Annotated in this window: 22 protein-coding genes and 1 tRNA gene; 7 read left to right on the top strand and 16 right to left on the bottom strand. The window is 69.4% G+C overall.

The features are described 5' to 3' along the window. The first annotated feature begins 290 nt into the window (after window positions 1-290). A complete protein-coding gene (locus Ahu01nite_RS40965; RefSeq protein WP_203842151.1) occupies window positions 291-1,481 on the top strand; it encodes an NHL repeat-containing protein in 1,191 nt (396 codons plus the stop codon). A gap of 98 nt (window positions 1,482-1,579) precedes the next feature. Here the strand turns inward: Ahu01nite_RS40965 and hutH are convergent, their stop codons facing one another. From hutH to Ahu01nite_RS40935, 6 genes are read right to left on the bottom strand one after another with little or no spacing between them, the layout of a single operon-like run. Beyond that, the gene (gene hutH / locus Ahu01nite_RS40960; protein ID WP_203842150.1) at window positions 1,580-3,115 is read right to left on the bottom strand and encodes a histidine ammonia-lyase; all 1,536 of its coding nucleotides are present in this window, start codon (window positions 3,113-3,115) and stop codon (window positions 1,580-1,582) included. Then, window positions 3,112-4,260, bottom strand: coding sequence for an imidazolonepropionase (hutI, locus tag Ahu01nite_RS40955; RefSeq protein ID WP_203842149.1), 1,149 nt, complete (start codon window positions 4,258-4,260; stop codon window positions 3,112-3,114). Before hutI ends, hutH begins: the two co-directional genes overlap by 4 nt. Next, on the bottom strand, window positions 4,257-5,534 hold the full coding sequence (locus Ahu01nite_RS40950) for a formimidoylglutamate deiminase (RefSeq protein ID WP_203842148.1): 1,278 nt from the start codon (window positions 5,532-5,534) through the stop codon (window positions 4,257-4,259). Before Ahu01nite_RS40950 ends, hutI begins: the two co-directional genes overlap by 4 nt. After that, a complete protein-coding gene (locus Ahu01nite_RS40945) occupies window positions 5,531-6,730 on the bottom strand; it encodes an allantoate amidohydrolase (RefSeq protein ID WP_203842147.1) in 1,200 nt (399 codons plus the stop codon). Before Ahu01nite_RS40945 ends, Ahu01nite_RS40950 begins: the two co-directional genes overlap by 4 nt. Then, window positions 6,727-8,361, bottom strand: coding sequence for a urocanate hydratase (gene hutU / locus Ahu01nite_RS40940; protein ID WP_203842146.1), 1,635 nt, complete (start codon window positions 8,359-8,361; stop codon window positions 6,727-6,729). The genes Ahu01nite_RS40945 and hutU overlap by 4 nt, the downstream gene beginning before the upstream one ends. Window positions 8,362-8,371: 10 nt before the next feature. Next, entirely contained in the window at window positions 8,372-9,220 is an 849-nt protein-coding gene (locus Ahu01nite_RS40935; protein ID WP_203842145.1) for a MurR/RpiR family transcriptional regulator, read from the bottom strand. A gap of 171 nt (window positions 9,221-9,391) precedes the next feature. Between Ahu01nite_RS40935 and Ahu01nite_RS40930 the strand changes: the two genes are divergently transcribed. The 6 genes from Ahu01nite_RS40930 to Ahu01nite_RS40905 all read left to right on the top strand — a co-directional run bounded on the left by Ahu01nite_RS40930 (window position 9,392) and on the right by Ahu01nite_RS40905 (window position 14,748). Then, window positions 9,392-9,991: an RNA polymerase sigma factor gene (locus Ahu01nite_RS40930; RefSeq protein WP_203842144.1), complete on the top strand. Its 600-nt coding sequence runs from the start codon at window positions 9,392-9,394 to the stop codon at window positions 9,989-9,991. Continuing rightward, window positions 9,988-10,977, top strand: coding sequence for a CU044_5270 family protein (locus tag Ahu01nite_RS40925; RefSeq protein WP_275411819.1), 990 nt, complete (start codon window positions 9,988-9,990; stop codon window positions 10,975-10,977). The genes Ahu01nite_RS40930 and Ahu01nite_RS40925 overlap by 4 nt, the downstream gene beginning before the upstream one ends. Before the next feature lie 222 nt (window positions 10,978-11,199). Beyond that, a complete protein-coding gene (locus Ahu01nite_RS40920; RefSeq protein WP_344572533.1) occupies window positions 11,200-12,318 on the top strand; it encodes an RNA ligase RtcB family protein in 1,119 nt (372 codons plus the stop codon). Further along, on the top strand, window positions 12,315-12,959 hold the full coding sequence (gene prfH / locus Ahu01nite_RS40915) for a peptide chain release factor H (RefSeq protein WP_203842141.1): 645 nt from the start codon (window positions 12,315-12,317) through the stop codon (window positions 12,957-12,959). Before Ahu01nite_RS40920 ends, prfH begins: the two co-directional genes overlap by 4 nt. Window positions 12,960-12,963: 4 nt before the next feature. Further along, on the top strand, window positions 12,964-13,746 hold the full coding sequence (locus tag Ahu01nite_RS40910; protein WP_203842140.1) for an MOSC domain-containing protein: 783 nt from the start codon (window positions 12,964-12,966) through the stop codon (window positions 13,744-13,746). Between the two features lie 42 nt (window positions 13,747-13,788). Further along, window positions 13,789-14,748, top strand: a complete 960-nt coding sequence (locus Ahu01nite_RS40905) for an expansin EXLX1 family cellulose-binding protein (protein ID WP_239159536.1) — start codon at window positions 13,789-13,791, stop codon at window positions 14,746-14,748. Window positions 14,749-14,880: 132 nt separating this feature from the next. On the opposite strand, the gene Ahu01nite_RS40900 is transcribed toward Ahu01nite_RS40905, so the two are convergent. The 10 genes from Ahu01nite_RS40900 to Ahu01nite_RS40855 all read right to left on the bottom strand — a co-directional run bounded on the left by Ahu01nite_RS40900 (window position 14,881) and on the right by Ahu01nite_RS40855 (window position 24,400). Beyond that, on the bottom strand, window positions 14,881-17,490 hold the full coding sequence (locus Ahu01nite_RS40900; protein ID WP_203842139.1) for a hypothetical protein: 2,610 nt from the start codon (window positions 17,488-17,490) through the stop codon (window positions 14,881-14,883). Between the two features lie 104 nt (window positions 17,491-17,594). Beyond that, window positions 17,595-18,113: a GNAT family N-acetyltransferase gene (locus Ahu01nite_RS40895; RefSeq protein ID WP_203842138.1), complete on the bottom strand. Its 519-nt coding sequence runs from the start codon at window positions 18,111-18,113 to the stop codon at window positions 17,595-17,597. A 71-nt stretch (window positions 18,114-18,184) separates the two neighbouring features. Continuing rightward, window positions 18,185-18,257: transfer RNA gene (locus Ahu01nite_RS40890), tRNA-Leu, on the bottom strand. Window positions 18,258-18,270: 13 nt separating this feature from the next. Beyond that, entirely contained in the window at window positions 18,271-19,251 is a 981-nt protein-coding gene (locus Ahu01nite_RS40885; RefSeq protein ID WP_203842137.1) for an HNH endonuclease signature motif containing protein, read from the bottom strand. Between the two features lie 118 nt (window positions 19,252-19,369). Then, a complete protein-coding gene (locus Ahu01nite_RS40880; RefSeq protein ID WP_203842136.1) occupies window positions 19,370-20,986 on the bottom strand; it encodes a methyl-accepting chemotaxis protein in 1,617 nt (538 codons plus the stop codon). A 91-nt stretch (window positions 20,987-21,077) separates the two neighbouring features. After that, window positions 21,078-21,548: a thioredoxin-dependent thiol peroxidase gene (bcp, locus tag Ahu01nite_RS40875; RefSeq protein WP_203842135.1), complete on the bottom strand. Its 471-nt coding sequence runs from the start codon at window positions 21,546-21,548 to the stop codon at window positions 21,078-21,080. Next, window positions 21,545-22,552, bottom strand: coding sequence for a hypothetical protein (locus Ahu01nite_RS40870; protein WP_239159535.1), 1,008 nt, complete (start codon window positions 22,550-22,552; stop codon window positions 21,545-21,547). Before Ahu01nite_RS40870 ends, bcp begins: the two co-directional genes overlap by 4 nt. After that, entirely contained in the window at window positions 22,549-23,280 is a 732-nt protein-coding gene (locus Ahu01nite_RS40865) for a DsbA family protein (RefSeq protein WP_203842134.1), read from the bottom strand. The genes Ahu01nite_RS40870 and Ahu01nite_RS40865 overlap by 4 nt, the downstream gene beginning before the upstream one ends. Beyond that, window positions 23,277-23,771, bottom strand: a complete 495-nt coding sequence (locus Ahu01nite_RS40860; RefSeq protein WP_203842133.1) for a MauE/DoxX family redox-associated membrane protein — start codon at window positions 23,769-23,771, stop codon at window positions 23,277-23,279. The genes Ahu01nite_RS40865 and Ahu01nite_RS40860 overlap by 4 nt, the downstream gene beginning before the upstream one ends. Before the next feature lie 89 nt (window positions 23,772-23,860). Further along, window positions 23,861-24,400: a sigma-70 family RNA polymerase sigma factor gene (locus tag Ahu01nite_RS40855; protein ID WP_203842132.1), complete on the bottom strand. Its 540-nt coding sequence runs from the start codon at window positions 24,398-24,400 to the stop codon at window positions 23,861-23,863. Window positions 24,401-24,422: the final 22 nt, after the last annotated feature.

Here is a 24,422-nt window from a genome sequence, read left to right as displayed (position 1 = left end):
CCCGGCACGGACCGGTGGCCCGGCACGGACCGGTGGCCCGGCACGGACCGATGGCCCGGCACGGACCGATGGCCCGGCACGGACCGATGGCCGATGGGCGATGGCCGATGGGCGATGGGCGATGGGAAGTCTGGCTGTGAAAGCGGACGGATGGTTGAAATCCGGGCCGAAGTGGTGCCTGGTCGGGGATGACGCATGCGATGCCGGGCGGGAAGAAGGGCCCGAGGGCTGGGAATGAGCGGCTGTTCGGGGCTGTGGCCGGGATGCGCGGGCAGCCTACGATCCTGCGCGTGAGGCTACGGGGGATCGGGGCGGTGGCGACTTTGCTGCTGGCCGTGGGCGGGTGTGATTTTCCGGATGATGCGCAGTTCGTCGAAGTTGTTGCCGGTGGCGGAGAGTCGGACGGCGGGGTCGCCGCGGATGCTGCGATCGATGGCCGGCTCGTTGACATGGTCATGGGTAGCGGTGGCGTTCTGCACGTTCTCACCGCGGAGGATCTCAAGCTGACGATGTGGACGGTGGCGGACGGCCGGCTCAGCCATGTTCCGGTGGCCGGTCTCAAGCCCGAGCAGATCAGCCAGGTCACGACCGGGCCGGACGGCGAGGTGCTGGTCGGGCTGTGGGACGGCGCCGGCGGTGTCTGGGAGATCCGGTCCGACGGGTCGGCCGGGCGCACGCTGGGTGCGGGCACTGCCAGGGCGAAGCTCGCCGCCGATGGGGTGACGCGGGAAAAGGCGGAGATTCGCGCTGTCCGCGGTGTCGCGGTCGATCCGGGCGGGGACGTCTACTTCGCCGAGCAGCGCTCCGAGCCGGTGACGCACGACCTCGTCCGCACCTTCGGCACCGGCAAGCTCAAGACCGTTTTCGGCCGGGACCTGGCGGGTCTCAAGGAAGCTGAATGGGCGCAGGCCCGCACTCTGACGGGCTTCCCAGACGGTACGCCGGGGACGAAGGTTGCCGCCGCCGACAATGTCCTGACCATGCCTTTGGCAGTCGCGCCGGACGGAAATGTCTACGTCGCGGCCACCAGGCGCAGTGTTGTCGTCGTTCGCCGCGACGGCACCGCGCACAAGGTTCTCGGTGCGGACGTGGACCGGTCGTCGCCGCCCGAGTGGCCGTTCCAGGATCGCGGGGCCGCCACGGAGGCGAGCGTCGACGTGGTCGGTGCCGGCATGGTCACCGACAACGCCAACAATGTCTATCTGGTCGGTATAAGCGATCGGTACAGTTCCCTGCCCGAGTCGTTCGACTGGACCGGGGACGTGACGGACAAGCAGCGCGAACTGCTGATCCGTTCGAAGGAGCAGCGCGAACGGGAGACCGAGGTGCTGCGGGTCCGCCCCGATGGCGAACTGGCGACAGTTGCCGGGCACGCAGACGCGGTCGCCGTCGACCAGGGCTGGATCTATCTGGCGCGCTCGTTCAAGGACAAGGAACTCGCCGACCGCGTCATCGTGGTGCGGACCGCCGAGGACTTCTGACCCAGCGGCCCGATCAGCCCAGCGGCCCGATCAACCCAGCGGCCCGATCAGCCCAGCGGCCCGATCAAACTCGATGGCCCGGTCAGCTCAGCGGCCCGTCAGCTCAGTGGCCCGATTGAGGACTCGATCCGGGCGCGCAACTCGGGTCCGCTCACCACTGTCCGGGCCTGTTCCATTACCGGGGCGAGGAAGACGTCCGGTCCCGGGGCGCCCGCGAAAACCTCCACAAGCGAGACTGCCGCGAGGCCTGCGGGTGAGGGTGAAAGGGGGGCGCGCAGCTGGATTCCGCGTACGCCCGACAGCAGCTCAACCGCAAGCAGGCTGGTCAGGTTGTCGAGCACGGTCCGCAGCTTCTTCGTCGCGGCCCAGCCCATGGACACGTGGTCCTCCTGCATGCCACTGGTCGGCAACGAGTCCACCGACGCGGGTGAGGCGAGCCGCCGGTTCTCCGCGACGATGCCCGCGGCGGTGTACTGCGCGATCATCAGTCCCGAGTTGACGCCGGCGTCGGGGGAGAGGAACGGCGGCAGGGAGCGGGAGCGGGTCACGTCGAGGAGGCGGTCGACGCGGCGTTCCGAGATCGCACCGACCTCGGCCGCGGCGATGGCGAGGAAGTCGGCGGCGAAGCCGAGCGGTGCCCCGTGGAAGTTGCCCGTCGATTCGACCCGTCCGTCGCGGAGCACCACCGGGTTGTCGACCACCGAGACGAGTTCCCGCGCGGCCGTCACGCGTACGAACTCGAGGGTGTCGCGGGCTGCACCGGCGACCTGCGGCGCGCACCGCATCGAGTAGGCGTCCTGCACGGCGTGGGCGAGGTCGTCGCGGTGGGAGTCCATGATGGACGAGTTCTGCAGCAGCCGGTGGATGTTCGCCGCCGACGCGGCCTGTCCGGGGTGGGGGCGGATCTCGTGCAGCTCGGGGAGGAACGGCCGTTCGGAGCCGAGCATCGCCTCGATGGCGAGCGCCGCGGTCACGTCGGCCATCGCGAAGAGGTGTTCCGCGTCCGCGATCGCGAGCAGCAGCATGCCGAGCATGCCGTCGGTGCCGTTGATGAGCGCGAGCCCCTCCTTGGAGGCGAGCTCGAGCGGGGTGAGACCGGCGGTGTGCAGGGCCTGCGCGGCGTCAGCGCGCGAGCCATCCTTGCCGAGCACCCAGCCCTCGCCGAGCAGCACCAGCGCGCAGTGTGCCAACGGGGCGAGGTCGCCGGAGGCGCCCAGCGAGCCGTGTTCCGGCACCCACGGCGTTATGTCGTGGTTGAGCAGGTCGACGAGGCCCTGCGCGAGCTTCGGGCGTACCCCGGAAAGACCTAATGCCAGCGACCGTACGCGCAGCAGCATCATCGCCCGCACCACCTCGCGCGGCATGGGCGCACCCACTCCCGCAGCGTGTGAGCGGATCAGCGCGTGCTGCAACTCGGCGCGGCGCTCGGGGGCGATGGACGTGTTCGCGAGGGCGCCGAAACCGGTGGACACGCCGTAGACCGGGCGCCCGGACGCCTCGATCCCGTCGACGATGTCGCGGCTGCGTGCCATGGCGGCGACGGCTGCCTCGGCGATCTCGACCCGCGCGTCGTGGCGTGCGACCGCGACGACGTCGGCGGGGGTGACTCCGGTGGACTGGACTATGACCTTCATAACGGCACTCCGTCGTGCAGAACTGTGCTGATCAGGGGAACTCCGGGCCGGTAGGCCAGGTGCAGGTAGGAGGGGGCGTCGAGCAGGACCAGGTCGGCCCGCGCTCCGGGCCGGATCACCCCGAGGTCGTCGCGGCGCAGGGCCCGGGCACCACCTGCGGTCGCTGCCCACAACGCCTCAGCGGGAGACAGACCCATCTCGCGTACGCCGAGAGCCAAGCAGAACGGCATCGACGACGTGTACGACGACCCGGGATTGCAGTCGGTGGCGAGCGCGACAACTACGCCGGCGTCGAGCAACCGCCGCGCATCCGGGTACGGCGACCGCGTCGAGAACTCGGCACCGGGAAGCAACGTGGCGACGGTGTCCGAACCGGCGAGCGCGTCCACGTCGGCGTCACTGAGATGCGTGCAGTGGTCGGCGCTCGCGGCACCCAGTTCGACCGCGATCCGCACACCCGGCCCGGCGGTCAGCTGGTTGGCGTGGATCCGCAACCCGAGCCCGGCCCGCGCGCCGGCCTGGAGAATTTCGCGAGCCTGGTCGCCGTCGAAGGCGCCGCGTTCGCAGAAGACGTCGATCCAGCGGGCGTGGGGCGCGGCGGCCTCGAGCATCGGCCCGGCCACCAGCGCCACGTAGTCGTCGGGCCGGTCCTGATATTCGACGGGTACGACGTGGGCGCCCAGGAACGTCGTCTCGGCGGTCAGCCGCCCGGCGATCCGCAGGCTGCGGGCTTCCTCGGCGACGCTGAGCCCGTACCCACTCTTGATCTCGACAGTGGTGGTGCCCTGCCGCCGCATCTCGTGCACGAGCCGTTCGGCCCCGGCGTGCAGGACGTCGTCGCCGGCGGACCGGGTCGCGGCGACCGTCGTCCGGATGCCGCCGCCGGTGTAGGACTCGCCGGCCATGCGCGCGGCGAACTCCGCCGCCCGGTCCCCGGCGAAGACGAGATGGGCGTGGCTGTCGACGAACCCGGGAATCACCGCGCGCCCGGCGGCGTCGATCCGCTCGTCAGCCGCCGGTGCCGCTGCCGCCGGCCCGACCCAGACGATCCGCTCGCCGTCGACAACAACGGCCGCATCGTGCACGATTCCGACCGCATCATCCTGCGTAACGAGTTCACCGATGTTCGTGAGAAGCAAGCTCATAGGAGGACCGCCCGGAGCGCGGGGGCAACGTCGAAGTTCGTGTGGTGCCGGTCGGTGACAACTGCGCGTCCGTCGACGATCACGTCGGTGACGTCGGCGTTGGTGGCGGCATAGACGAGACCAGTGGGGTCGCTGCCCGCTGTGCGTACGGAGTTGAGGGAGACCGCGACCAGATCCGCTCGCTTGCCCACCGCGATCTCGCCGGCGTCCTGCCAGCCCAGCACCGCATGCGCTGTCGCGGCGCGGATCAGCTCGGCGGGAGTGAAATGTCCGCGGCGTTCGGTGGCGAGGCGTTCGTCGAGTTCGAGTCCGCGGGCCTCCTCGAACGGGTCGATGACCGCGTGGCTGTCGCTGCCGAGGCTGAGCGGAGAACCCGCGTCGGCCAGGGCGCGGGCCGGGCCGATGCCGTCCGCCAGGTCACGTTCGGTCGTGGGGCAGACGCAGACGCCGGTGCCCGAGTTGCCGAGCAGCTTGATGTCGCCGCCGGTGAGATGAGTGGCGTGCACCGCGGTGGTGCCCGGCCCGAGCAGGCCGTGCCGGTCCAGCAGTTCGGCCGGGGTGCAGCCGTGAACCGCGCGGCACTGTTCGTTCTCCGCGCGTTGCTCGGAGAGGTGAATGTGCAGTGGTGCGATCCCCGTGCACGAGGCGAGCGCGGTTGCGGGAACGGCCCGTACGGAATGCAGGGCAGCGCCGACGATCGCGTGCGGAGACTGGGAAGCCAACGCCGATCTCCGGGAATGCCACCGGTCGACATCGCCGTCGCCGAAACGCCGCTGCACTCCTTCCAACGGCCTGCCGTCCACACTGGACGTCAGGTAGAGCGTGTCCAGCAGTGTGATCCGGATGCCGGCGTCCTCGGCGGCCGCGATCAGCGCGTTTCCCATGGCGTTGGGATCGGCGTAGGGCGTGCCGTCCGGCCCGTGGTGCAGGTAGTGGAATTCGCCCACGGAGGTGATCCCGGCCAGCGCCATCTCGCCGTAGACGGCCCGCGCCAGCGCGTAGTAACTGTCGGGGTCGAGCCGCGCGGCGACCGCGTACATCCGCTCGCGCCACGTCCAGAAACTGCCGCGATCGTCGTGCGTCCGGCCGCGTAGCGCCCGGTGAAAAGCGTGCGAGTGCGCGTTCGCGAATCCCGGAAGGACGAGGCCGCGCAGCCGGGTCCCGGCCGGCGCGGCCCCGGCTGTCACGGAGGTGAAGCGCCCTTCGCCGACCTCGATGGCGACATTGCGTTCCACCCGGCCGCCGACCCATGCGAAGTCGGCGAAATAGCTCACCGCGAATCCTTGCGGGAGAGGTGATCGAGCACGGTGGCCAGGGCCTTGACGCCGGCCGCGCAGTCCTTGTCCGGCGCGTGTTCGGCGGGGGAGTGGGAGACCCCGGTCGGGTTGCGGACGAAGAGCATCGCGGTCGGTACGTGTGCCGACAGCACACCCGCGTCGTGACCCGCGCCCGTCGGCAGGATCGGGGCATCGCCGAGGATGCCGGACAGTCGCGAGGCGAGCGTCGTGTCAAAGGTGACCTGCGGGGAGTTCGACTCGGGTTCGACGACAACCGTCGTGCCGTCGCGTTCCGCGCGGTCGTGGGCGCGTTTGAGGACCGCCTCGACCAGCCGGTCCAGCGTCGCGGTGTCCTCGGCGCGCGCGTCGAGCCAGCCCCGGACCAGGGACGGGATCGCGTTGGTGGCGTTGGGTTCCACGAGCACCCGGGCGATGGTGGCGTGGGCGCCGGAGAGCCGTGCCTCCTTGTTCGCCGCCAGCACCGTGTAGGCGAAGGTGAGCATCGGGTCGTGGCGGTCGGCCATCCGGGTGGTGCCCGCGTGGTCACCCGAGCCGGTGAAGTCCATCCGCCACCGTCCGTGCGGCCAGATCGCGCTCGCGACTCCGACGGGTGCGTCGAGGTCGGCCAGTGCCCGGCCCTGCTCGATGTGCAGCTCGACAACCGCTGACATCCGGCCCATCAGGTCCGGCAGTGCACCGGCGGGGCGTACGCCGAGCGCCTCCCCGAACGTCACCCCGTCGGCATCGCGCAGCTTCGCGGCCTTCTTGGGTGTGATCGCGCCGGTGATGAGCCGCGAACCGAGGCACGGCACGCCGAACCGGCCGCCCTCCTCCTCGACGAACGCCGCGATCCCGATCGGCTTGTCCGGCGTGACACCGCGTTCGCGCAGGGCGTCGACGGCGAGGAACGCGCTGACGATACCGAGGGGCCCGTCGTAGCCCCCGCCGTGCGGCACCGAGTCGAAGTGCGATCCGGTGATGACCGCGTCGTGTCCCCATGACTGCCCCCACCAGGCGAACAGGTTGCCGTTGCCGTCCTCGGAGACGTCCATGTCGCGGCGTGCCGCCTGGTTACGGAACCAGTCACGCAACACCAGTTCCGGCGTGCTCAGGGCGTACCGTAAATAGCCGCCCTTGGGGTCGCGGCCGATGGGCGCGATCTCCTGCCAGAGCTGTTCGAAGGCCGCGGTCATTTGCCCGCCATGGGGATGTGGACGCCGCTCGCGGCGGCGGATTCGTAGCCCGCGTCGACGTGCCGCAGGACGCCGGTGGCCGGGTCGTTGGTGAGCACGCGCTCGATCTTCTGGCCGGCCAGCGCGGTGCCGTCCGCGACGCAGACCTGCCCGGCGTGGATGGACCGGCCGATGCCGACGCCGCCGCCGTGGTGGATCGACACCCAGCTCGCGCCGCTCGCGGTGTTGACCATCGCGTTGAGCAGCGGCCAGTCGGCGATCGCGTCGGAACCGTCGAGCATCGCCTCGGTCTCCCGGTAGGGCGACGCCACCGAGCCGGAGTCGAGGTGGTCACGGCCGATCACGATCGGCGCGGACAGCTCGCCGCTCGCCACCATGTCGTTGAAGCGGACGCCGGCCTTGTCGCGCTCGCCATAACCGAGCCAGCAGATGCGCGCGGGCAGTCCCTGGAACGCGACGCGCTCCCCGGCCAGTTTGATCCAGCGGGCGAGCGGCTCGTTCTCCGGGAACAGATCGAGGACCGCACGGTCGGTCTTCGCGATGTCGGCAGGGTCGCCGGACAGCGCGGCCCAGCGGAACGGGCCCTTACCCTCGGCGAACAACGGCCGGATGTACGCAGGCACGAAGCCGGGAAAGTCGAATGCGCGCGTGTAACCGGCCAGCTGCGCCTCACCGCGGATCGAGTTGCCGTAGTCGAACACTTCGGCACCCGCGTCCAGGAAGCCGACCATCGCCGCGACGTGCTTGGCCATGCTCCCGCGCGCCCGGTCCGTGTACTCCTCCGGCTTGGTGCGCGCGAGCTCGGCAGCATCGGCGAGCTCCACACCGACGGGGACGTAGGAGAGCGGGTCGTGCGCGCTGGTCTGATCCGTCACGATGTCGATGTCGACGCCACGGATCAGCAGCTCAGGGAAGACAAGGGCTGCATTGCCCACTACTCCTACCGACATTGCGCGGCGTTCGCGCTTCGCGGTCTCGGCGATCCGCACGGCCTCGTCCAGGTTGCCGGCGACGACGTCGAGGTAACGCTGCTCCACCCGTCGCCGCAGCCGCGTCTCGTCGATGTCGACGATCAGGCAGACACCGCCGTTCATCGTCACCGCGAGCGGCTGCGCGCCACCCATCCCGCCGCAGCCCGCGGTCAGCGTCAACGTGCCGGCCAGGTCACCGCCGTACCGCTTGGCGGCGATCGCGGCGAACGTCTCGTAGGTGCCCTGCAGGATGCCCTGGGTGCCGATGTAGATCCACGATCCCGCGGTCATCTGCCCGTACATCGTCAGGCCGAGCTTCTCTAACCGGCGGAACTCGGGCCACGTCGCCCAGTCACCCACGAGGTTCGAGTTGGCGATCAAAACCCTGGGAGCCCATTCATGGGTACGCAGGACGCCGACCGGCTTGCCCGACTGCACGAGCAGCGTCTCGTCGTCGCGCAGCTCGTCCAGCTCCCGGACGATCGCATGGAACGACGGCCAGTCGCGCGCCGCACGCCCGGTGCCGCCGTAGACCACGAGATCCTCGGGACGCTCGGCCACCGCCGGGTCGAGGTTGTTCATGAGCATCCGCTTGGCGGCCTCTTGCGGCCACCCCTTGGCGGTGTACGCAGTGCCGCGCGGTGCGACTACCCCTGGCATCCCGGCTCCTTCAGGCTTCGAAAATGTGACGGCGAGCGGCCGTCGCCTCGAACTCTTCCAACCGGCGCTGCGCCTGCTCGGGCGCGGCGTCGCAGACCGCCTGCAGCAGCACCATGGCCATCGCCATCGGCGCGGTGTGCAGGTCGAACACGAGCTGGGTGCCGACCGGCGCGGCCAGCACCACGTCGGCGTGCTCGGCGGCCGGGCTGACCGCCGAGTCGGTCAGCGCGACCACACCGAGCCCCAGCGTCCTCGCTTCACGCAGCGCGTCGAGGGTCTCGCGCGGATACCGCGGGAGCGCGATCACCAGTATCGCGCTCGCACCGGCCGCACATGCCTGATCGAGCCGGTCGAGCAACGCGGTCCCGCCGTCGTCGAGCACCCGCACATCGGGAAGGACCTTCGAAGCGAAATACCCGAAGTACGCCGCGAGCGGTGCGGCGGCGCGCAGGCCCAGCACCGGCAGCGGCCTCGTTGCGGCAAGAAGTGCGGCTGCTCTGCGTACGGTAGAAAGCTGCCCCAGGTCGTCGGCGACCCGATCGAGGTGTCCGGTTTCCGCGCGCAGCGCCCGTTGCATCGGATTTTCCCCGGTGACGGGCGGGGCGGCCGGCACAGCGACCAGCGCGCGCAGCTCCCGGCGCAGCGCGGGGTAACCCGCATATCCCAGCGCCATCGCGAAGCGGGTCACCGACGGCTGACTCACCCCGGCCAGCTCGGCGACCTCGGCCGCCGACAGATACGCCGCGGACGGCCCGTGCTGCACCAGGCTGTGCGCGATCCGCCGCTGCGTCGGCGTGAGCCGGGCGCCCTGGAAGAGGTCGAGCACCCGCTCAACCGTCCTGACCGCACCGTCATTCACGTAAGCAGACTATGCATAAAAACTTTCAGCGCGCTAGGGGTGCCACCAGGAAAACGGACCGGGACCCGAACAGAAACGCCCGTGAACTCGATCTACGCTGACTCGTGAACCGGAGGCGCTCGTGACCCAGCTCATAGGAACTCGGGACGTCGTGCCGGACAGAACCATCACATGACGACAGATCTGCGCGCCCTCGTCCGGGCCGGTGATCGTGACGCGTTCGCCCAGCTGTTCGACCGGTACGCCCGGGCGGTCTACAACCACGGTTTCCGGCTGACCGCGGACTGGGCGCTGGCCGACGACGTGGTCTCGGCGACGTTCCTGCAGGCGTGGAACCTGCGCGGGCGGGTCGACCCCGACGGCGGCTCGCTGCGGCCCTGGCTGCTCGGCATCGCCACCAACATCACCCGCAACCTGCGCCGCGGTGATCGTCGCTACCGGGCCGCGGCACTCGCCTGCACGCGCCTCGAGCAGGTCGTTCCCGATCACGCGGGCGCGACCGACAGCAGGATCGACGACGGCCGCCGCCTCGCTGCCGCGATGGCCATCCTCGCCGCCCTGCCCCGGGCCGACCGCGAGGTCTTCACCCTCTGCGTGTGGGAGGAACTCGACTACGCGTCCGCGGCCGAGGCGCTCGGCATCCCGATCGGGACCGTCCGCTCCCGGCTCTCCCGGGCCCGCGACAAAATTCGCAGGGAACTCCCCGGCCCCGATCGACAGGTAAAAGGCGACCACCTCACCACGGCCCGGCACGCGGAAGGAACCCGATGAGCGAGCACCCCGTACCTCCCTCGTTCGATCTGCCGCCCGGCCGTCACGAGTTCCACAAGGAGCGCCTGATGACCCAGATCGACGACAGCACCCGTACGCGTACGCCGCGGCGGTCGTTCTTCCTGCGCCCCGCCTTCGCCCTGCCCGCGCTGGCCCTGCTGGCCGCCGGCGTCACCGGCGTCGTCGTGACCCAGCGCGGCGGTGACTCCGCACCCGCGGCCATCACCGAACCGGCGCAGTTCGCCGACCCGGACGCGGGCTCCCCGAACGGCGTGAACCAGCTCGTCAACCGGATGGTCCTGGTGGCCGCGACCCGTAAGGAAGGCGTGGCCCCGACCGGCGACTGGGTCTACATCAACAGCAAGAGCACCAACATCTTCATCCGCGGCAACGCCGACAACGGTGAGGAGAAGCAGGTCTCGACGGTGTCGGACCGGGAGACGTGGAATTCCCTCGACGGCACGAGGGGCTGGCTCATCCAGAGCGGCGTCGACCAGAAGGCCGGCGGGGAAACCCTCGACGGTCCCGGCGGCGGGACGCTGAACGGGCCGTCCTACAACTTCCTCGCCGCACTCACCACCGACCCGGACGCGTTGCTCGCCCAGATCCACACGGAGACCAAGGGCATGGGTAACGGCCCGGACAGCGAAGCCTTCACCACGATCGGCGACCTGCTCGGCGAGAGCTACCCGCCTGCCGCGCTCTACCCGGCCCTCTACCGCGCCGCCGCGAAGATCCCGGGCGTGCTGGTCGTCGATGATGCCGTCGACGCGTCCGGCCGGCACGGCATCGCGCTGGCCCGTGTCGACGAGATCGGCAACCGCGTGGAGCTGATCTTCGACAAGAAGGACTACACGTTCCTGGGCCAGCGCTCCGTCCGCACGACGGACGACGCGGACGGCATCAAGGCCGGCACGGTCACGTTCTCGTCGGCCATCCTCGCCCGCGCCCTCGTCGGCGAGATGAAGCAGGTCCCGGCCAACTGACCTGCGCAGCCGGCCGGCCTTTTCGTGAGCGCGAGAAGGCCGGCCGCTTGGTGACTGCGAGAGGCCGGCCGCGCATAAATCGGATGGCAACCGCGATCATCTGCTCTATCGTCGTGGCCATGACGTACTGACGAACCACTCCGTGTCCGCACCCCGTTCGAGGGTGTTGTGCCCGCGCGTGCCCTGATGGCCGCGCCGGAACCCCAGAGGAACGTCATCGTCATGCCCTACCCCATGCCATCCCTTTTGTCCGGTGGCGCCACTGTCACGGTGTTCGCGTCGCCGGGTAGCTGGATCGAATCGTCCGCCCTCGAGCAGTGCCGGCAGGTCGCCGCGCTCGACGGCATGCTCCATGTAGCAGGTATGCCCGATCTGCATCCCGGTAAAGGCGCACCCATCGGCGGTGCGATGCTGTCGACGGTGCTCTACCCCCACCTGGTCGGCTCCGACATCGGGTGCGGCATCGCCGTCTACCCGTTCGGGCTGCGCAAGGTGGTGCCGGAACGGCTCGCACGCAAGTTCCCCAACCTCGACGCCGAACCGGATCCCAGCGAGTACAACGCCGAGGAGCTCGGCGGTTACACCGATGGTTTCGGTACGGTCGGCCGCGGCAACCACTTCGTGGAGCTGGCCAGGATCGGGGACGTGCTCGAGCCCGCGCACGCCGAACGGCTCGGGATCGCCGCGGATGACCTCGTCCTCATCGTGCACAGCGGATCCCGAGGGCTCGGTGAACGCATCCTGCGCTCGCACACCGAGGTGCACGGCGCCGGACCCGCCGCTGACCCGGGTGCCTACCTCGCCGCGCACGACGCAGCCGTGCGGTGGGGCTCGCTCAACCGGCGGATGATCGCCGAACGGGTGGCCGACGCGCTCGGCGCCCAGCTCGGTGACGCGCTCGTCGACGAATGTCACAACCTCGTCGTTGAGAACGGCGGCGAATACCTGCACCGCAAAGGCGCGGCGCGGGGGGACGGCCGGGACGTTCTGATCGCCGGGACGCGCGGCACCCGTTCCTACCTCGTCGCCGGGCACGCCGGAGCGGACGCCAACTACTCGGTCGCCCACGGTGCCGGGCGCAAGATGTCCCGCGCCGACGCGCTCAAGCGTGGGCTCGCGAAGCACACCGTCGAGGAGCTCCGGCGTACGCCGCTGGGATCGCACGTGGTCTGCGGCGACCGGCAGCTGCTGTTCGAGGAGGCGCCGACGGCGTACAAGCGGATCGAACAGGTCATCGGCGACCTCGTCGACCACGACCTCGCGACGCCGATCTGCACCACCGTCCCGCTGGTCACCTACAAGACGCCGCACACCCGCGACGGCAGGGAGAAACGGCGATGACCGAGGTCGGTGTGCTGCTGCTGTCAGCGGGGCGCGGCCCTGCGGAGTGCGCGTGGGCGGTGACCGAGCTGCTCCGGCGGCTCGAGAGCGAGGCGGCTTCATGTGCGGTGAGCGTACGGAGGCTGGAGTCAGTGCCCGGTCCGAAGCCGGGCACGCATCTTTCGGCCCTGCTCGAAATCTCGGGCCGCGGGGCTGTCGCCTTCACCGAGTCGTGGACCGGGACGCTGTGCTGGCAGGCAGCCAGCCCTTACCGCCCCGGGCACGGCCGGAAGAACTGGTACGTCGTCGCGGAACGGCAAGGGGAAACGGCACCCGCCGCGACGTTCGACGAGGGTGACGTCGACGTGGTGCCCGTCCGCACCGGCGGCCCCGGCGGTCAGCACCGCAACAAGGCCAGCACCGCGGTCCGGGCCACCCACCGCCCGACCGGGTTCGTGGTGGTCGCCGACGAGGAGCGCTACTTCACCGCGAACCGGCGGCTCGCCCTGCAACGCCTGCGCGACCGCATCGAGGATGGCAACGCGGCGGTGGAACGGTCCGCCGTCGCTGCCCGTCGGGGCACCCATGACCAGCTGATCAGGGGCAATCCGGCCAGGGTCGAGCGGCCGGGCGCCGGGAACGGCGCGCGCGTGCGAGGCTGAACGGATGCGGATCGCGTCGCTGCACACGTACCCCGTCAAGGGTTGTCACCGCCTCGACCACGACGAGGCCGTGATCGAGCCGTGGGGTCTGGCCGGTGACCGGCGCTGGATGATCATCGACACCGACGGTGTCGGCGTCACCCAGCGCCAGGCGCCGCTGCTCACCCAGCTGCATGCCGTGCCGTGGCCCGGGGGAGTGGCGCTCAACGGTCACCTCGCCGCAGAACCCGCCGACGGCCCGAAGATCACGCTGCGGGTCTTCAGCTCCAAGCCCGCGGTCACCGCGCGCCTCGCCTCCGAGGAATCCGCCGCGTTCCTGAGCGACTTCCTCGGCCGCCCCGTGCAGCTCGCGTGGCTGTCCGACCCCACCGCCCGGCCGATCCAGAACAACGCCCTGCCCAGCGACCGGGTCAACTTCGCCGACGGCTTCCCCGTGCTGCTCACCAACGACGCCTCCCTCGCGGCCCTGGACGTCGGCGTGCCGATGACCCGGTTCCGGGCGAACCTCGTCCTCACCGGAGCGCCCGCCTGGATCGAGGACGACTGGCTCGGCGGCCGGATCCGCATCGGCGACGTCACGTTCCGTGCGGCCGAGGCCTCCGGCCGCTGCATGGTCACCACCATCGACCAGGAGACCGGGGTGAAAGGCGGCGAGCCTCTGCGTACGCTCGGCCGACTGCGCCGCGTCAACGGCCGGCTCCTCTTCGGCCTGAACCTCATCCCCGACATCACTCCAGGTGAGACGAAAGTCATCCGACTGGGGGACGCAGTCTTAAGCTCCGCTTAGAGGAGTTGCCCGGCGGTGAACGGCCGCGAAGGATGACTCATCGTGACCTCTGCTCATCGCTACCCCCGCCCTCGCTGGCTCCCCAGCTCCCGCTGGCTCGCGACGGGTGGTGCGGTCCTGCTGGCCGGGGTGCTCGGTGTCGCCCTGCTGTTGCAGAACGGCGGCGGCGCGTGCGCGGCCCCGCCGACCACCGCCAAGCAGTCGGGCAAAGCGACGTTCTACGACCTCGCGGGCTCGCAGGGAAACTGCTCGCTCGACCCGCCGGCCGACGACCTTTACGTCGCCCTCGGCAACGACGAGTACTCGGGCGCGACCTCCTGCGGCAGCTACCTCGACGTCACCGGCCCCAAGGGCAAGGTCCGGGTCAAGGTCTTCGACCGCTGCCCCGAGTGCGAGCCCGGGCATCTGGACCTGAGCCGCACCGCGTTCAAGAAGATCGGCGACGAGGTGCAGGGCATCATCCCGATCACCTACAAGGCGGTCCCGAACGCCGCCACACCCGGCCCGCTGAACATCGAGTTCAAGGACGGCTCGTCGCAGTTCTGGTTCGCGATCTTCATCGACAACCACGCGAACCCGATCAAGTCGGTGCAGGTCAAGGGCTCGGGCGGCAGCTTCACGAGCGCCGACCACCAGGACTACAACGCGTGGGAGATCGCCAGCGGCGCCGGCAGCGGCCCGTTCCAGATCAAGATGACCGACATCTACGGCAACACCGCCACTGCCACGGGCATCAAACTCGAGCCAGGCGTCAAGCAGGAGTCATCCGTACGCTTCGCCGGCGGCTCGACAACCGTCGCCAGGTCCGCAAAGACCGCCGCGAAGACCAAGAAGTCCGCGTCGCCGTCCCCCTCGGTGTCCCCCTCGCCGTCGCCCTCGGTCTCACCGTCCGCCAGCGTTTCATCGGCAGCTCCGGCCTCGCCGACCTCCCCGGCCGCGGAACCGACCACGGACGCCGCCGTCGAGCAGGACCTGGCGCTCGCTGCCGCGAATCATTGCTGACCTGCCACTGAACCGATGAGCCCCGGCGCCTTCCGCGCCGGGGCTCACTCATTTACTCGCCGGCCAGTTCACTCGCCGGCCAGTTCACTCGCCGGCCAGTTCACTCGCCGGCCGGTTCACTCGCCTACCAGTTCACTCGCCTACCAGGAAGTGGTACTCGGTGACCGGCCCCAGCGCGCCGTCGGTGAACTCCCGCTGCACGAAAAGCGTGAACGGCCCGCTGCGATCCGGAACCCACATCACATCGGTGGTGTACGTATCCGTCGCCTGCGCGAGCTCCTGCACCGGACCGTCCCCGACCCGCCACAGATAGTTCGCGGTGACGTCGTTCAACCAGCTCGTGCTCCCGGAGAACGAGAACCAGCCGGACTGCCCCGAACCCCCGCTCGGCGACCAGTCGTCCCACGTGGCCCAGACCTCGACCTTCGGGTCCTCCACCCGGAAGACCAACCGGCGCGGCTGCGACACGGTGCCGTCGGTGCGGACCTCGGTCACGTTCAGCGTCAGCACTCCCGGCTCGGCGGGTTGCCAGGTGATGCTCGCCGAACCGTCAGCCGCCGCGTCGACGGTCTGCGCGCTGCCGCTGTCATCACCCCAGAAGTACCTGTACGAAGCCACCCCGGGCGATGCCGGCGTGAACGTCGCCGTGGTCTCACGCCCGGCAACCGGAACCGGACCGTACGGCCCGCGCACCGTCACCACCGGCGAATCCGGCAGCACGATCTCGATGGTGGTCGCCGGTGACAACGTGCCGTCCGCCCGCTTCGCCCGCACAGTCAGACTGCTCGCGCCACCATGCTGCGGAACCACCCGCACAGAGCTGTAACTGCCCTCGTCGAGGCTCCGCTCCGCACCACCGTCGAAGGTGTACACAAAGCCGGTAACCCCCGGCACGTCACTCCACATCTCTACGACCACCGGAACCCCGACCCCGGAATCCGCGTCCGCCCACGAGATCACCGTGGGGCGAGCATCGATGACCTGGAACGACAACACGGACTCCTGCGACTCGGAGCCGTCCGCAACAACCGACCGCACCGTCAGCGTGAAATACCCGCCCCGCTCCGGCGTCCACGGCAACGCCACGCTGCCGCCCGACCCCGCCCCGATGCGGCCCTCGTCAACCACACCCTCGCCGTCCTCGATCACGTAGTGGTACGCCTCAACACCCACCGACCGCGGCGAAAACGTAAAGCCGCCCTGATTCCCCGACACCGGGCTCGTGCCGGACCCGAACTCGGCGGACACGATGCCCGGCCCGTCGGAAACGGCGATGGACTCCGTGTTGGCACCGGCCGGCCGCTTGCCCACATACGAATGCGACACGATGGTGTGCGTTCCCACCGTCGTGAAGGTCAGCTCACCGCGCGCCACGCCGGCCGTCGCAGGCAGGGTCGTCACAGCCCCGCCGTCCACGGCGTAGTCGTAGGACGTCACGTCCGGGGAGCCCGACCGCAGGACGATCTGACTCGGCAGCCCCACCCCGCCGACAGTCACCGCCGCGAACGGCGTGGAGTTGCGCACCCAGAATTTGTAGAGCTGCTCCGCACCCCGGTTACCGGCCGCGTCGTAAGCCGAGACGTAAAGCTCCTGAGGCCCGTATGTGCCCGGCGTGAAGGCGAACTTCCCACGACCACCGGGATGATCGATCGGCACCAGCACCCCACCGTTCTGATCCCTGGTGCGGTAAGAGAATCCGGCGACGTCCAGATCACCTAGCGAGTCGGCAACGAACGTGCCCGCCACGCCCGGCCCACCGGAACCCGGATACTCCGCAACGGAGTACTTCTTCGAAGAGACAACCGGAACGGTCGGTGGGGTGGTGTCGACGGTCAGATAACAAGGCTCGCTCCACGGCCCCGCGTCGTCGGCGTCCCGGGCCTGCGCGGCCCAGGCGACAACCGTGCCGTCAGCGAAACCGTTCAGATAAAGAACCTCGGACGCCGTCTCGGAACGCTGCTCCGGATGGTCGACCGGCCAGAACGCGAACATGACCCGCGGAGTCCCACCGCCGTCAGCATCGAAAGGCGTGGCACGGACCTTCGTGGACTTCCCCGCCGACGGATGCTCCTCGAGCGTCCCGCAGGGCCGATCCGGATCCACCATCCGCAGATTGCTGACCGTCGGCAGATGATTGGCCCACACGCTCAGACTGAACTGCCGGAACGCGCGGCGCACCCCGGGATCAGCCTCCGAACCGGCGGCAACCCGAACCTCGAACGTGATGCTCGGATCCTGGCGCCCGACCGCCGCCACGATCTGCGCGAGCACGTCAACCCCGAGATAGGCACCCGGGCACGCGATCGCACCCTTGCCCAGACTGGTCTGGTTGACCAGATCCACCTCGGCCGGCGGATTCTGCCAGCTCGTCGCGGCGGTGACCGGCCCAGTGCGCCAAACCTCAACCGGAGCCGTACGCGAACAGTCCGCCACCGACCGCTCGGTGCTGTAGAAATTCGCCTGTGACAACACCGTGCCCTGGAACGGCCGCAGGTCATAGGTGAAGTACGCCCGCTGCGTGTGCCGCACCCCGGCGGCATCATCAACGGAACCGATCGGGGCGTCACCGGACGGGTTGACCGCCGTGGCGCCGGGCTGAGCGGAATCGGTGTAGGTCCACGCGGTCAGCGCGGCCCCGGTGGAATTCACCGCCAGGGCTGGATCGGCAACCCCGGCGACAACGACGGCAGAGCCCAACGCGGTCACCACCGCGGTGAAAAGGGCCCTTCTGGCATGGTTCATCGTCACTCCCCGAAACCCGACCGGCACAGACGGCCGATGAGTGCGGCGAGATTACCAAAGTGGATCGATGCCTCGTAGCCGGTTATCCACAGGGGAAAAAGCGGTCAACGCAGGTCGAGCCACATGAACAACTCATCCCGATCATCACCCGGCCCGATCCGCAGAGCCCCCGGCACGCGCCCCACCTCGCGATACCCCACCTTGCGATAAAAGCCGTCCAGCCCGTGCCCGTCCCGCACGGTCACCTGCAACCCGTCCAACCCCAGCGCCCGCCCCACATCCGCGGCCTGCCGCATCAGCGCGGCCCCATACCCGAGCCCCTGACTCCCGGGCACGACCATCACCCGCTTGACCACACGCCAATGCGCCTTCAACCCGAACCGGTTGTCAACAACGAAGAGAAGAGCCACCACCCGCGCGTCGTCGATCCCGACAACCAGCCGATCAATCCCGGACTCAACCCCCGCGAAGGCCGCCTCCGCCACCGGCCGAACCTCATCAGCGGTGACCGGACCCACAAACCCCACAGCCCCGCCGGCATTGGTGACATCAACCCACAGCTGAACAACCTCATCCCGCAGAGCCGAGCTCAACACAGGATCAACCACGAACGACAGCGCCATCCGCCCATCGTCCCGAGCCATCTTCAGCCCCCGCCGAGGACGGGGGCTGAAGGTGACCTGGGTTGCAGAAGTAGGGCCGACGGGATTCGAACCCGCACTGGCGCGGACCTAAACCGCGGGCCTCTACCGTTGGGCTACGGCCCCTACATCGCTCATTCTAAGGCCTGTCCGAGATTGCCATGCTCTCTGGTCGGGCCATTTTCTGGATGATGGTCGGCTGCGTCGAAAGGCTTCGAAGCTTCGCCGCTTCCCGGTCGATCCGAGTGGCGAGACCGACGCTGGTCAGGATGCGCGCGACCATCACGGGCGTGACATCGATGGGGTCGGCCGTGCGCTGGTTGAATTCGGCCGCGATTCGTCCGGCTCCAAGCTCAGGGTGGTCGAGAGCGAACGCGACGATGGCAGTCCGCCCTTTCTTGGGCACGGGCAGGCGCCGATTGGCGGCCGTGGAGAGCGATCCGCGTTCGCGTAGGCGCGCAACCAGCTTGTAGACGAAATGCCTGCTGCAGCCCAGTTTGTGTGCGGCTTCGTATGGTCGTAGCTCTCCGTTCATCACGCGCTCCACCACCTCTTGCCGCCCTGCAGCGTCCAAGGGCTCGAGAGGCGCTGCCCGAACAGGGTCGCCAGCGCTGTCGACGGCCACCATCGGGTCGCGCGCCGAGGTTGCCCTGAGGCGGTGTCGTCCGGCGAAAGTGTCGGTCTGGCTGTGGCAGTTGGGGCAGAGAAAGCGCAGGTTCTCCGGACGGCAGTCCCAGGGGCAACCATCGATGTGATCAACCTGCAGCGTCAGTGGACGTCCGTTCCAGGTGGGCTCGATCCCGCATTCGGTGCACTGGTACAGACGGCCCGATTCGATTAGCGCTCGCCGGAGGATCCTAGGGACTTCCCGCTTTGCTGTCATGGATCTCATGACCATTACCTCCTCGGGGCGACGGCGGTTGCCGGGCTGCTGGCCGCGGGCGTGTGCCTGGCCAAGGAAGTGCGACGTGTCGATGCCGAGCTGATCGATTCGCTTGCGCAGGTGGGCGTGCGAGCCGCCGTTCTGCGGGAGGCCGAGGTGGCGCATGACCCCGGCTATGGAGGTTGAGGCGGTGACGGCTTCGATGAGGATTTCCAGGGTGTAGCGGGCTTTCGCCATGAGTCCAACGTACCTACATGGGGACGCATCTGCAATGCCAAAAGCGGCACGGCGGCCGCCTCGCGGATCCAGGCCGCGTGACAGCCGCCGTGGGTCGGTGGCCCTTACCGAGGGTGGTTCAGTAGCGGAATCCCGCCAGGCTCTGCTGGAGTTCGTGGGCGACGCGGGCCAGGTCGTCGGCGGCCGCGGCGGTGCCGGCGGCGGCCTGGGTGGTTTCCGCGGCGGCTTCGGCGACCTCGGCGACGTTGGCGGTGATGTCGGTGGAGCCGGCTGCGACCTCGCCGACGTTTCGGCCCATTTCGTTGGTGGTGGCTGTCTGTTCTTCGACGGCGGCGGCGATGGCGCTCTGGGTGGCGTTGATCTGGTCGATGACCGCGCCGATTTCGGAGATCGCTGACACGGCTGCTGAGGAGTCGGTCTGGATGGCGCTGACGCGCGTACGGATATCTTCGGTGGCTCTTGCTGTTTCCTGGGCCAGTTCTTTGACCTCGCCGGCGACGACCGCGAAGCCTTTGCCCGCGTCGCCGGCGCGGGCGGCTTCGATGGTGGCGTTGAGGGCGAGGAGGTTGGTCTGTTCGGCGATGCCGGTGATGATTTTGATGACGGAGACGATTTCGGCGGAGGATTCGCCGAGCTTGCGGAGAATGGCTCCGGCCTCGCCGGAGATGCGGACGGCCTGGCCGGCGACTTCGGCGGCGCTGGAGGTGCTGCGGGCGATCTCGGTGATGGAGCTGCCGATTTCGTCGGCGCCGGCGGAGACCGTGCTGATGTTGCGGCTGATCTCTTCGGAAGCATTGGTGACGGCCTGGGCGCGGCTGGCGGAGCGGGCCGCAGAGGAGTTCATCTGGCCGGCGACCGCGGTGAGTTCCTCGGAGGAGGTGGCGAGGGTGGTCACGTTGGTGCCGATGTTGCGCATGGTGGCGGTGAGCCGGTCGAGGGCGGTGTTGAGGGCTTCGGCCATGCGGCCCACCTCGTCGCGGCCGCGGACAGTGAGGCGCTGGTCGAGGCGGCCTTCGGCGAGGCCTTCGAGCACGGTGACGGTCTGGCGCAGCGGGCGGGAGATGGCGCGGCTGACCACGATGGCGATGACGATGGCGAAGGCCAGCGCGGCGGCGACCAGGGCCGCGGTGATCAGCATGGCGACCATGGCGTTGTTGCTGGCGCGGGTCTGCTGACGGGCGGCGGCTTTGTCCTCGATGCCGGCGAGGTTGTTGAGCGCGACCGTGATTTTGCTGGTCAGCGGGTCGATGAAGTTGTTCATGACGCCGAGGAACGTGCTCAGGCTGTTCAGTTTCGCGGCGGGGACGAGTTGCTCGTCGCGCACCTTGCGATAGTTGGCGAGCCCGGCGGCGAAGGCCGCCCGGTCCGCGTCGGTGCCCGCGGCGGGTTTCGCCAGGTACGCCTTCCACGTGCTGTCGATCTGGTCGTCGAGCCGTTTGATGGCGGTCTGCACGTCGCTGACGTCGGTCAGCGGCGAGCGCACGATCAGTTTGTCGGCGAGTGACGTGGCCTGCTGGACGTCGGCGCGGACCTCGCCGAGGCGGGCCGTGGACTGCAGGTTGCGTTCGTACATGGTGTCGAGCTGGGCGTTGGCGCTGCGCAGCTCGATCAGGCCGGTGCTGCCGACACCGACGACCAGCAGGCTCAGGATTCCGAAGCTGGCGAAGAGCTTCTGTGAAACGGTGAGCCCGCCCAAACGGAACCCACTCATACGGAGCTTGGCGGCAGTCGGCATCGGCGGTCTCCCGGGAAGCTGGGGGTCACCGCTCTTATCGGCACCCGCGTCCAGAATCCGCGGGAACTACCGGAAAAATCAGACGGGAAAATCAGTCGATACCGAGATCCCGGCGCAGTTTGGCGACGTGCCCGGTGGCCTTGACGTTGTAGAGCGCCTTCTCGATCGCGCCGTTCTCGTCGATGACGAAGGTGGAGCGGATGACGCCGGTGACCGTTTTTCCGTAGAGCTGCTTCTCCCCGAACGCGCCGTACGCCGTGAGCACGCTCTTGTCCTCGTCGCTGACCAGGGGGAACGTGATCGCGTCGTTCTCGCGGAACTTCGCCAGCTTGGCGGGCTTGTCGGGGGAGATGCCGACGACCTCGTACCCGGCGGACTGCAGCGAGGCGAGGTTGTCGCGGAAATCGCACGCCTGGGTGGTGCAGCCGGGGGTCATCGCGGCCGGGTACACGTACAGGATGACCTTGCGGCCGCGCAGGTCCTTCAGCGTCAGGGTGTCGCCGTTGTCGGTGGGCAGGGTGAATTCGGGGGCCGGATCACCCGGGGTAAGACGCTCAGTCATGCGTCCGAAGATATCCGGGCCGCCGGTGCCGGTGCTGGTGGGGCGGCTCGCAGGCGCAGCACCCCGGCGGCGGCCAGGCCCGTTCCGGCGCCTATCGCGATCAGCACGGCCGCCCGGGACAGCCAGCCCGGCCCGGGGAAGTTGACCACTGCCTGCTTGAAAACCCCGACGTCCCCCAGGCCGCCGAAGATGGCGACGGCTGCGCCCCCGAGCAATACCAGGAAGGGGGTACGCCCGGAGAGCGCGAACACGCCCGCCACGATCGCGATCGCCGACGCCACGATCGCCGGTGCCTGTCCGCTGACGCCGAGAGCTGCGCGCGTCACGGCGTACGCGAAGCCGATTGTGCCGGTGAGGAGCGCGACGGGCCCCACCCAGCGTGCCGACCGCAGTGCGAGCGCCGTGATCCCGGCGGCGAGGGCGACCGCAGCGACCCACCAGAGCCAGGCAGCGGGCGGTGGTTCCCAGGTGAGCGTGCCGTTGACGGTGAACGTGTGCGCGCCCTGACGCAGCGGCACGGCCCAGTCCCGCAGGTTGTGCGCCCGGGACGGATCGGCCTGCGCCTGCGGCGGCAGACCGGGGGAGAGCCAGTGGGTGCGCTGGTCGTGCCACCGCACGGTGGGTTCGCCGGAGACTTTCTGCCACTGCGGGGGCGCGGTGGGATCGGCATTCGACGGTACGGGTGAGTCGCCGTCCAGCGTCGCGTTGGTGTACGTCGCCGGGGAGTTGACGTTCTGGTAGACGCCGTCCGGGCGTACCTCGAGATAGGGCTCGTCCTGGTAACCGAGGATCTCGACGGTCTTGCCGGTGTTGTTGACGAGTTCGAGCCGCGCGCCCGCCTCGACCGCTCGCACGGTCAGGCCCGGAATCCTCTCGCTCAGACCTGACACATCTGTTCTATAGGAGGTGGCGTCGGGCGCGTCGCCACCGTGGGCGAAGGCGGGGCCGGCCGGCGCGAGCAGCGCACCGGCCAGCACCACGAGAAACAGGGCAGTACGCCTCACGCCGCGGCCGCCTCCACCGCGGCGGTCAATGCCTGCGCCGACGGGTTGTCCAGCTTCTTGCCGGCGACGAGCACGGTCGGGGTGCCCGTGACGCCGCTCCCGGAGGCCGTGTCGGTCACCTTGGTCGCCCATCCCGTGTACGTCTTGTTGGTGATCGCGTCGGCGAACGCCTGGTCGGTCAGCCCCACGTCCTTGCCCAGCTCGATCAGTTTGGCGTTGTCGAGCCCGGCGCTGCCTTCCTCGGGCTGATTCGCGAACAGCGTCTCGTGGTACTCGTAGAACTTCCCGCCCTGCGCCGCCGCGGCTGCCGCTGCCGCCGACCGGGTCGAATACTCCGTCGTCGAGTAACGGTCGAGGATCGCGATCGGGTGGTAGTTGACCGTCACCTTCTTCGCGTCGACGAGCTGCGTGATCGTCGGGCCCGCCGCATCCTCGAATTCGTGACAGATCGGGCACATGAAGTCCTCGTAGATATCGATCGTCACGGGTCCCTCGCCGCGGGCGAAGGCGGTGCCCCCGTCAACCGCGGTCGGTGGTGTCGTCACACTTCCCGCGTTGTCCTTTTCCTGGCCGGCGAAGATCCCCCAACCGACCAGGCCCGCAATGACCAGCACCGCTACGACGGCGACGGAGGTCCAGAGCGTCACTACCCGGCGCCGCTCCTTCGCTTTCTGCTCCGCGACGATGCGCTTCGCCTGTGCGGCCCGGTCCTTCGTGGCTTTGCTCACTGCTCGTCCCCCATCAGAACGCCGTCCATGGAATAACGGGTCCGCGGCCACCACAGCAGGAACCCGGCGAGCACGAGGAAACCGGCGTCGCGGGCGATGTCCCAGCCGTAGACCGGGCTGGCCCCGGCACCCAGCTCACCACCGGAGCTGAAACAACCGCAGTCGATCGCCAGCCCGCGCGACCATGCCGACACGATTCCCGCGATGAAGATCAGCAGGAACGCCGCCGAGATGCCCGCGCTCAGCCGCACGGCCAGCCCCACCAGCAGCAGCAACCCGAGGGCGATCTCCAGGAACGGCTGGGCGGCCCCGATGACCTTCGCGACGTCGTACGGGAAGATCTGGTACGCGTTCACCGCACGCCCGGAAGCCGCCAGGTCACCGATCTTGAGGCCGCCCGCGATCAGCCACACGGCCGCGAGGCCGAGGCGTGCGACGGTCGAGATCCACGGCAGCACCGTGGTCCTGCGGGCCTGTTGCCCGGTCTCCATGCTCACGCCCCCTTAGTCGGCGCTGGGCGCCGCAAGGTTCCGTCATACCGCCTGGGGGTTTGCTGTGTGACGGGTCTTTGGACCTGTATTCAGCTTGCTTGTGCCTGCGCGACCGCAGTGACCAGCTCTTCCCGGGCCCGCGCCACCCGCGAGCGGATCGTCCCCACGGGCACGTCCTCGACCTCGGCAGCCTCGGCATACGACAGGCCGAGCACCTGGGTGAGCACGAACGCGGTCCGCCGCTCGTCGGAGAGCCGGCCGAGCAGATCGGCCGCCCCGAGCCGGTATGCCGGATCGGGATGGTGGGGATTGTCGGTCCAGACCTGCGCGGCGAGCCGCGCGTCCAGCCGCCGCCGGCGGACCACCGCACGCAGGTGGTCGGCGCAGGTGCGCCGGGCGATGCCGAGCAGCCAGGTACGGATGCCCGCGCGCGCCTCGAACCCGGGCAGCGACCGGAACGCCCGCAGGAACGTCTCCTGGGTCAGGTCGTCGGCGGCGCCGGGGTCGACCAGCGCTGCGGTGAAGCGCCACACCTCGGCCTGGGTCCCCCGGACGAGGGCAGCCTGCGCGGCGGTGTCGCCTTCCCGCGCCCGGAGGGCGAGCGCGGTGAGTGGGTCGCTCGCTGTCACACCGGCAGATGGTACGCGGGCA

Origin of the sequence: Winogradskya humida (assembly GCF_016862215.1) — a bacterium.
Lineage (GTDB): Bacteria > Actinomycetota > Actinomycetes > Mycobacteriales > Micromonosporaceae > Actinoplanes > Actinoplanes humidus.
This window is presented reverse-complemented; position numbering and strand designations above follow the sequence as displayed.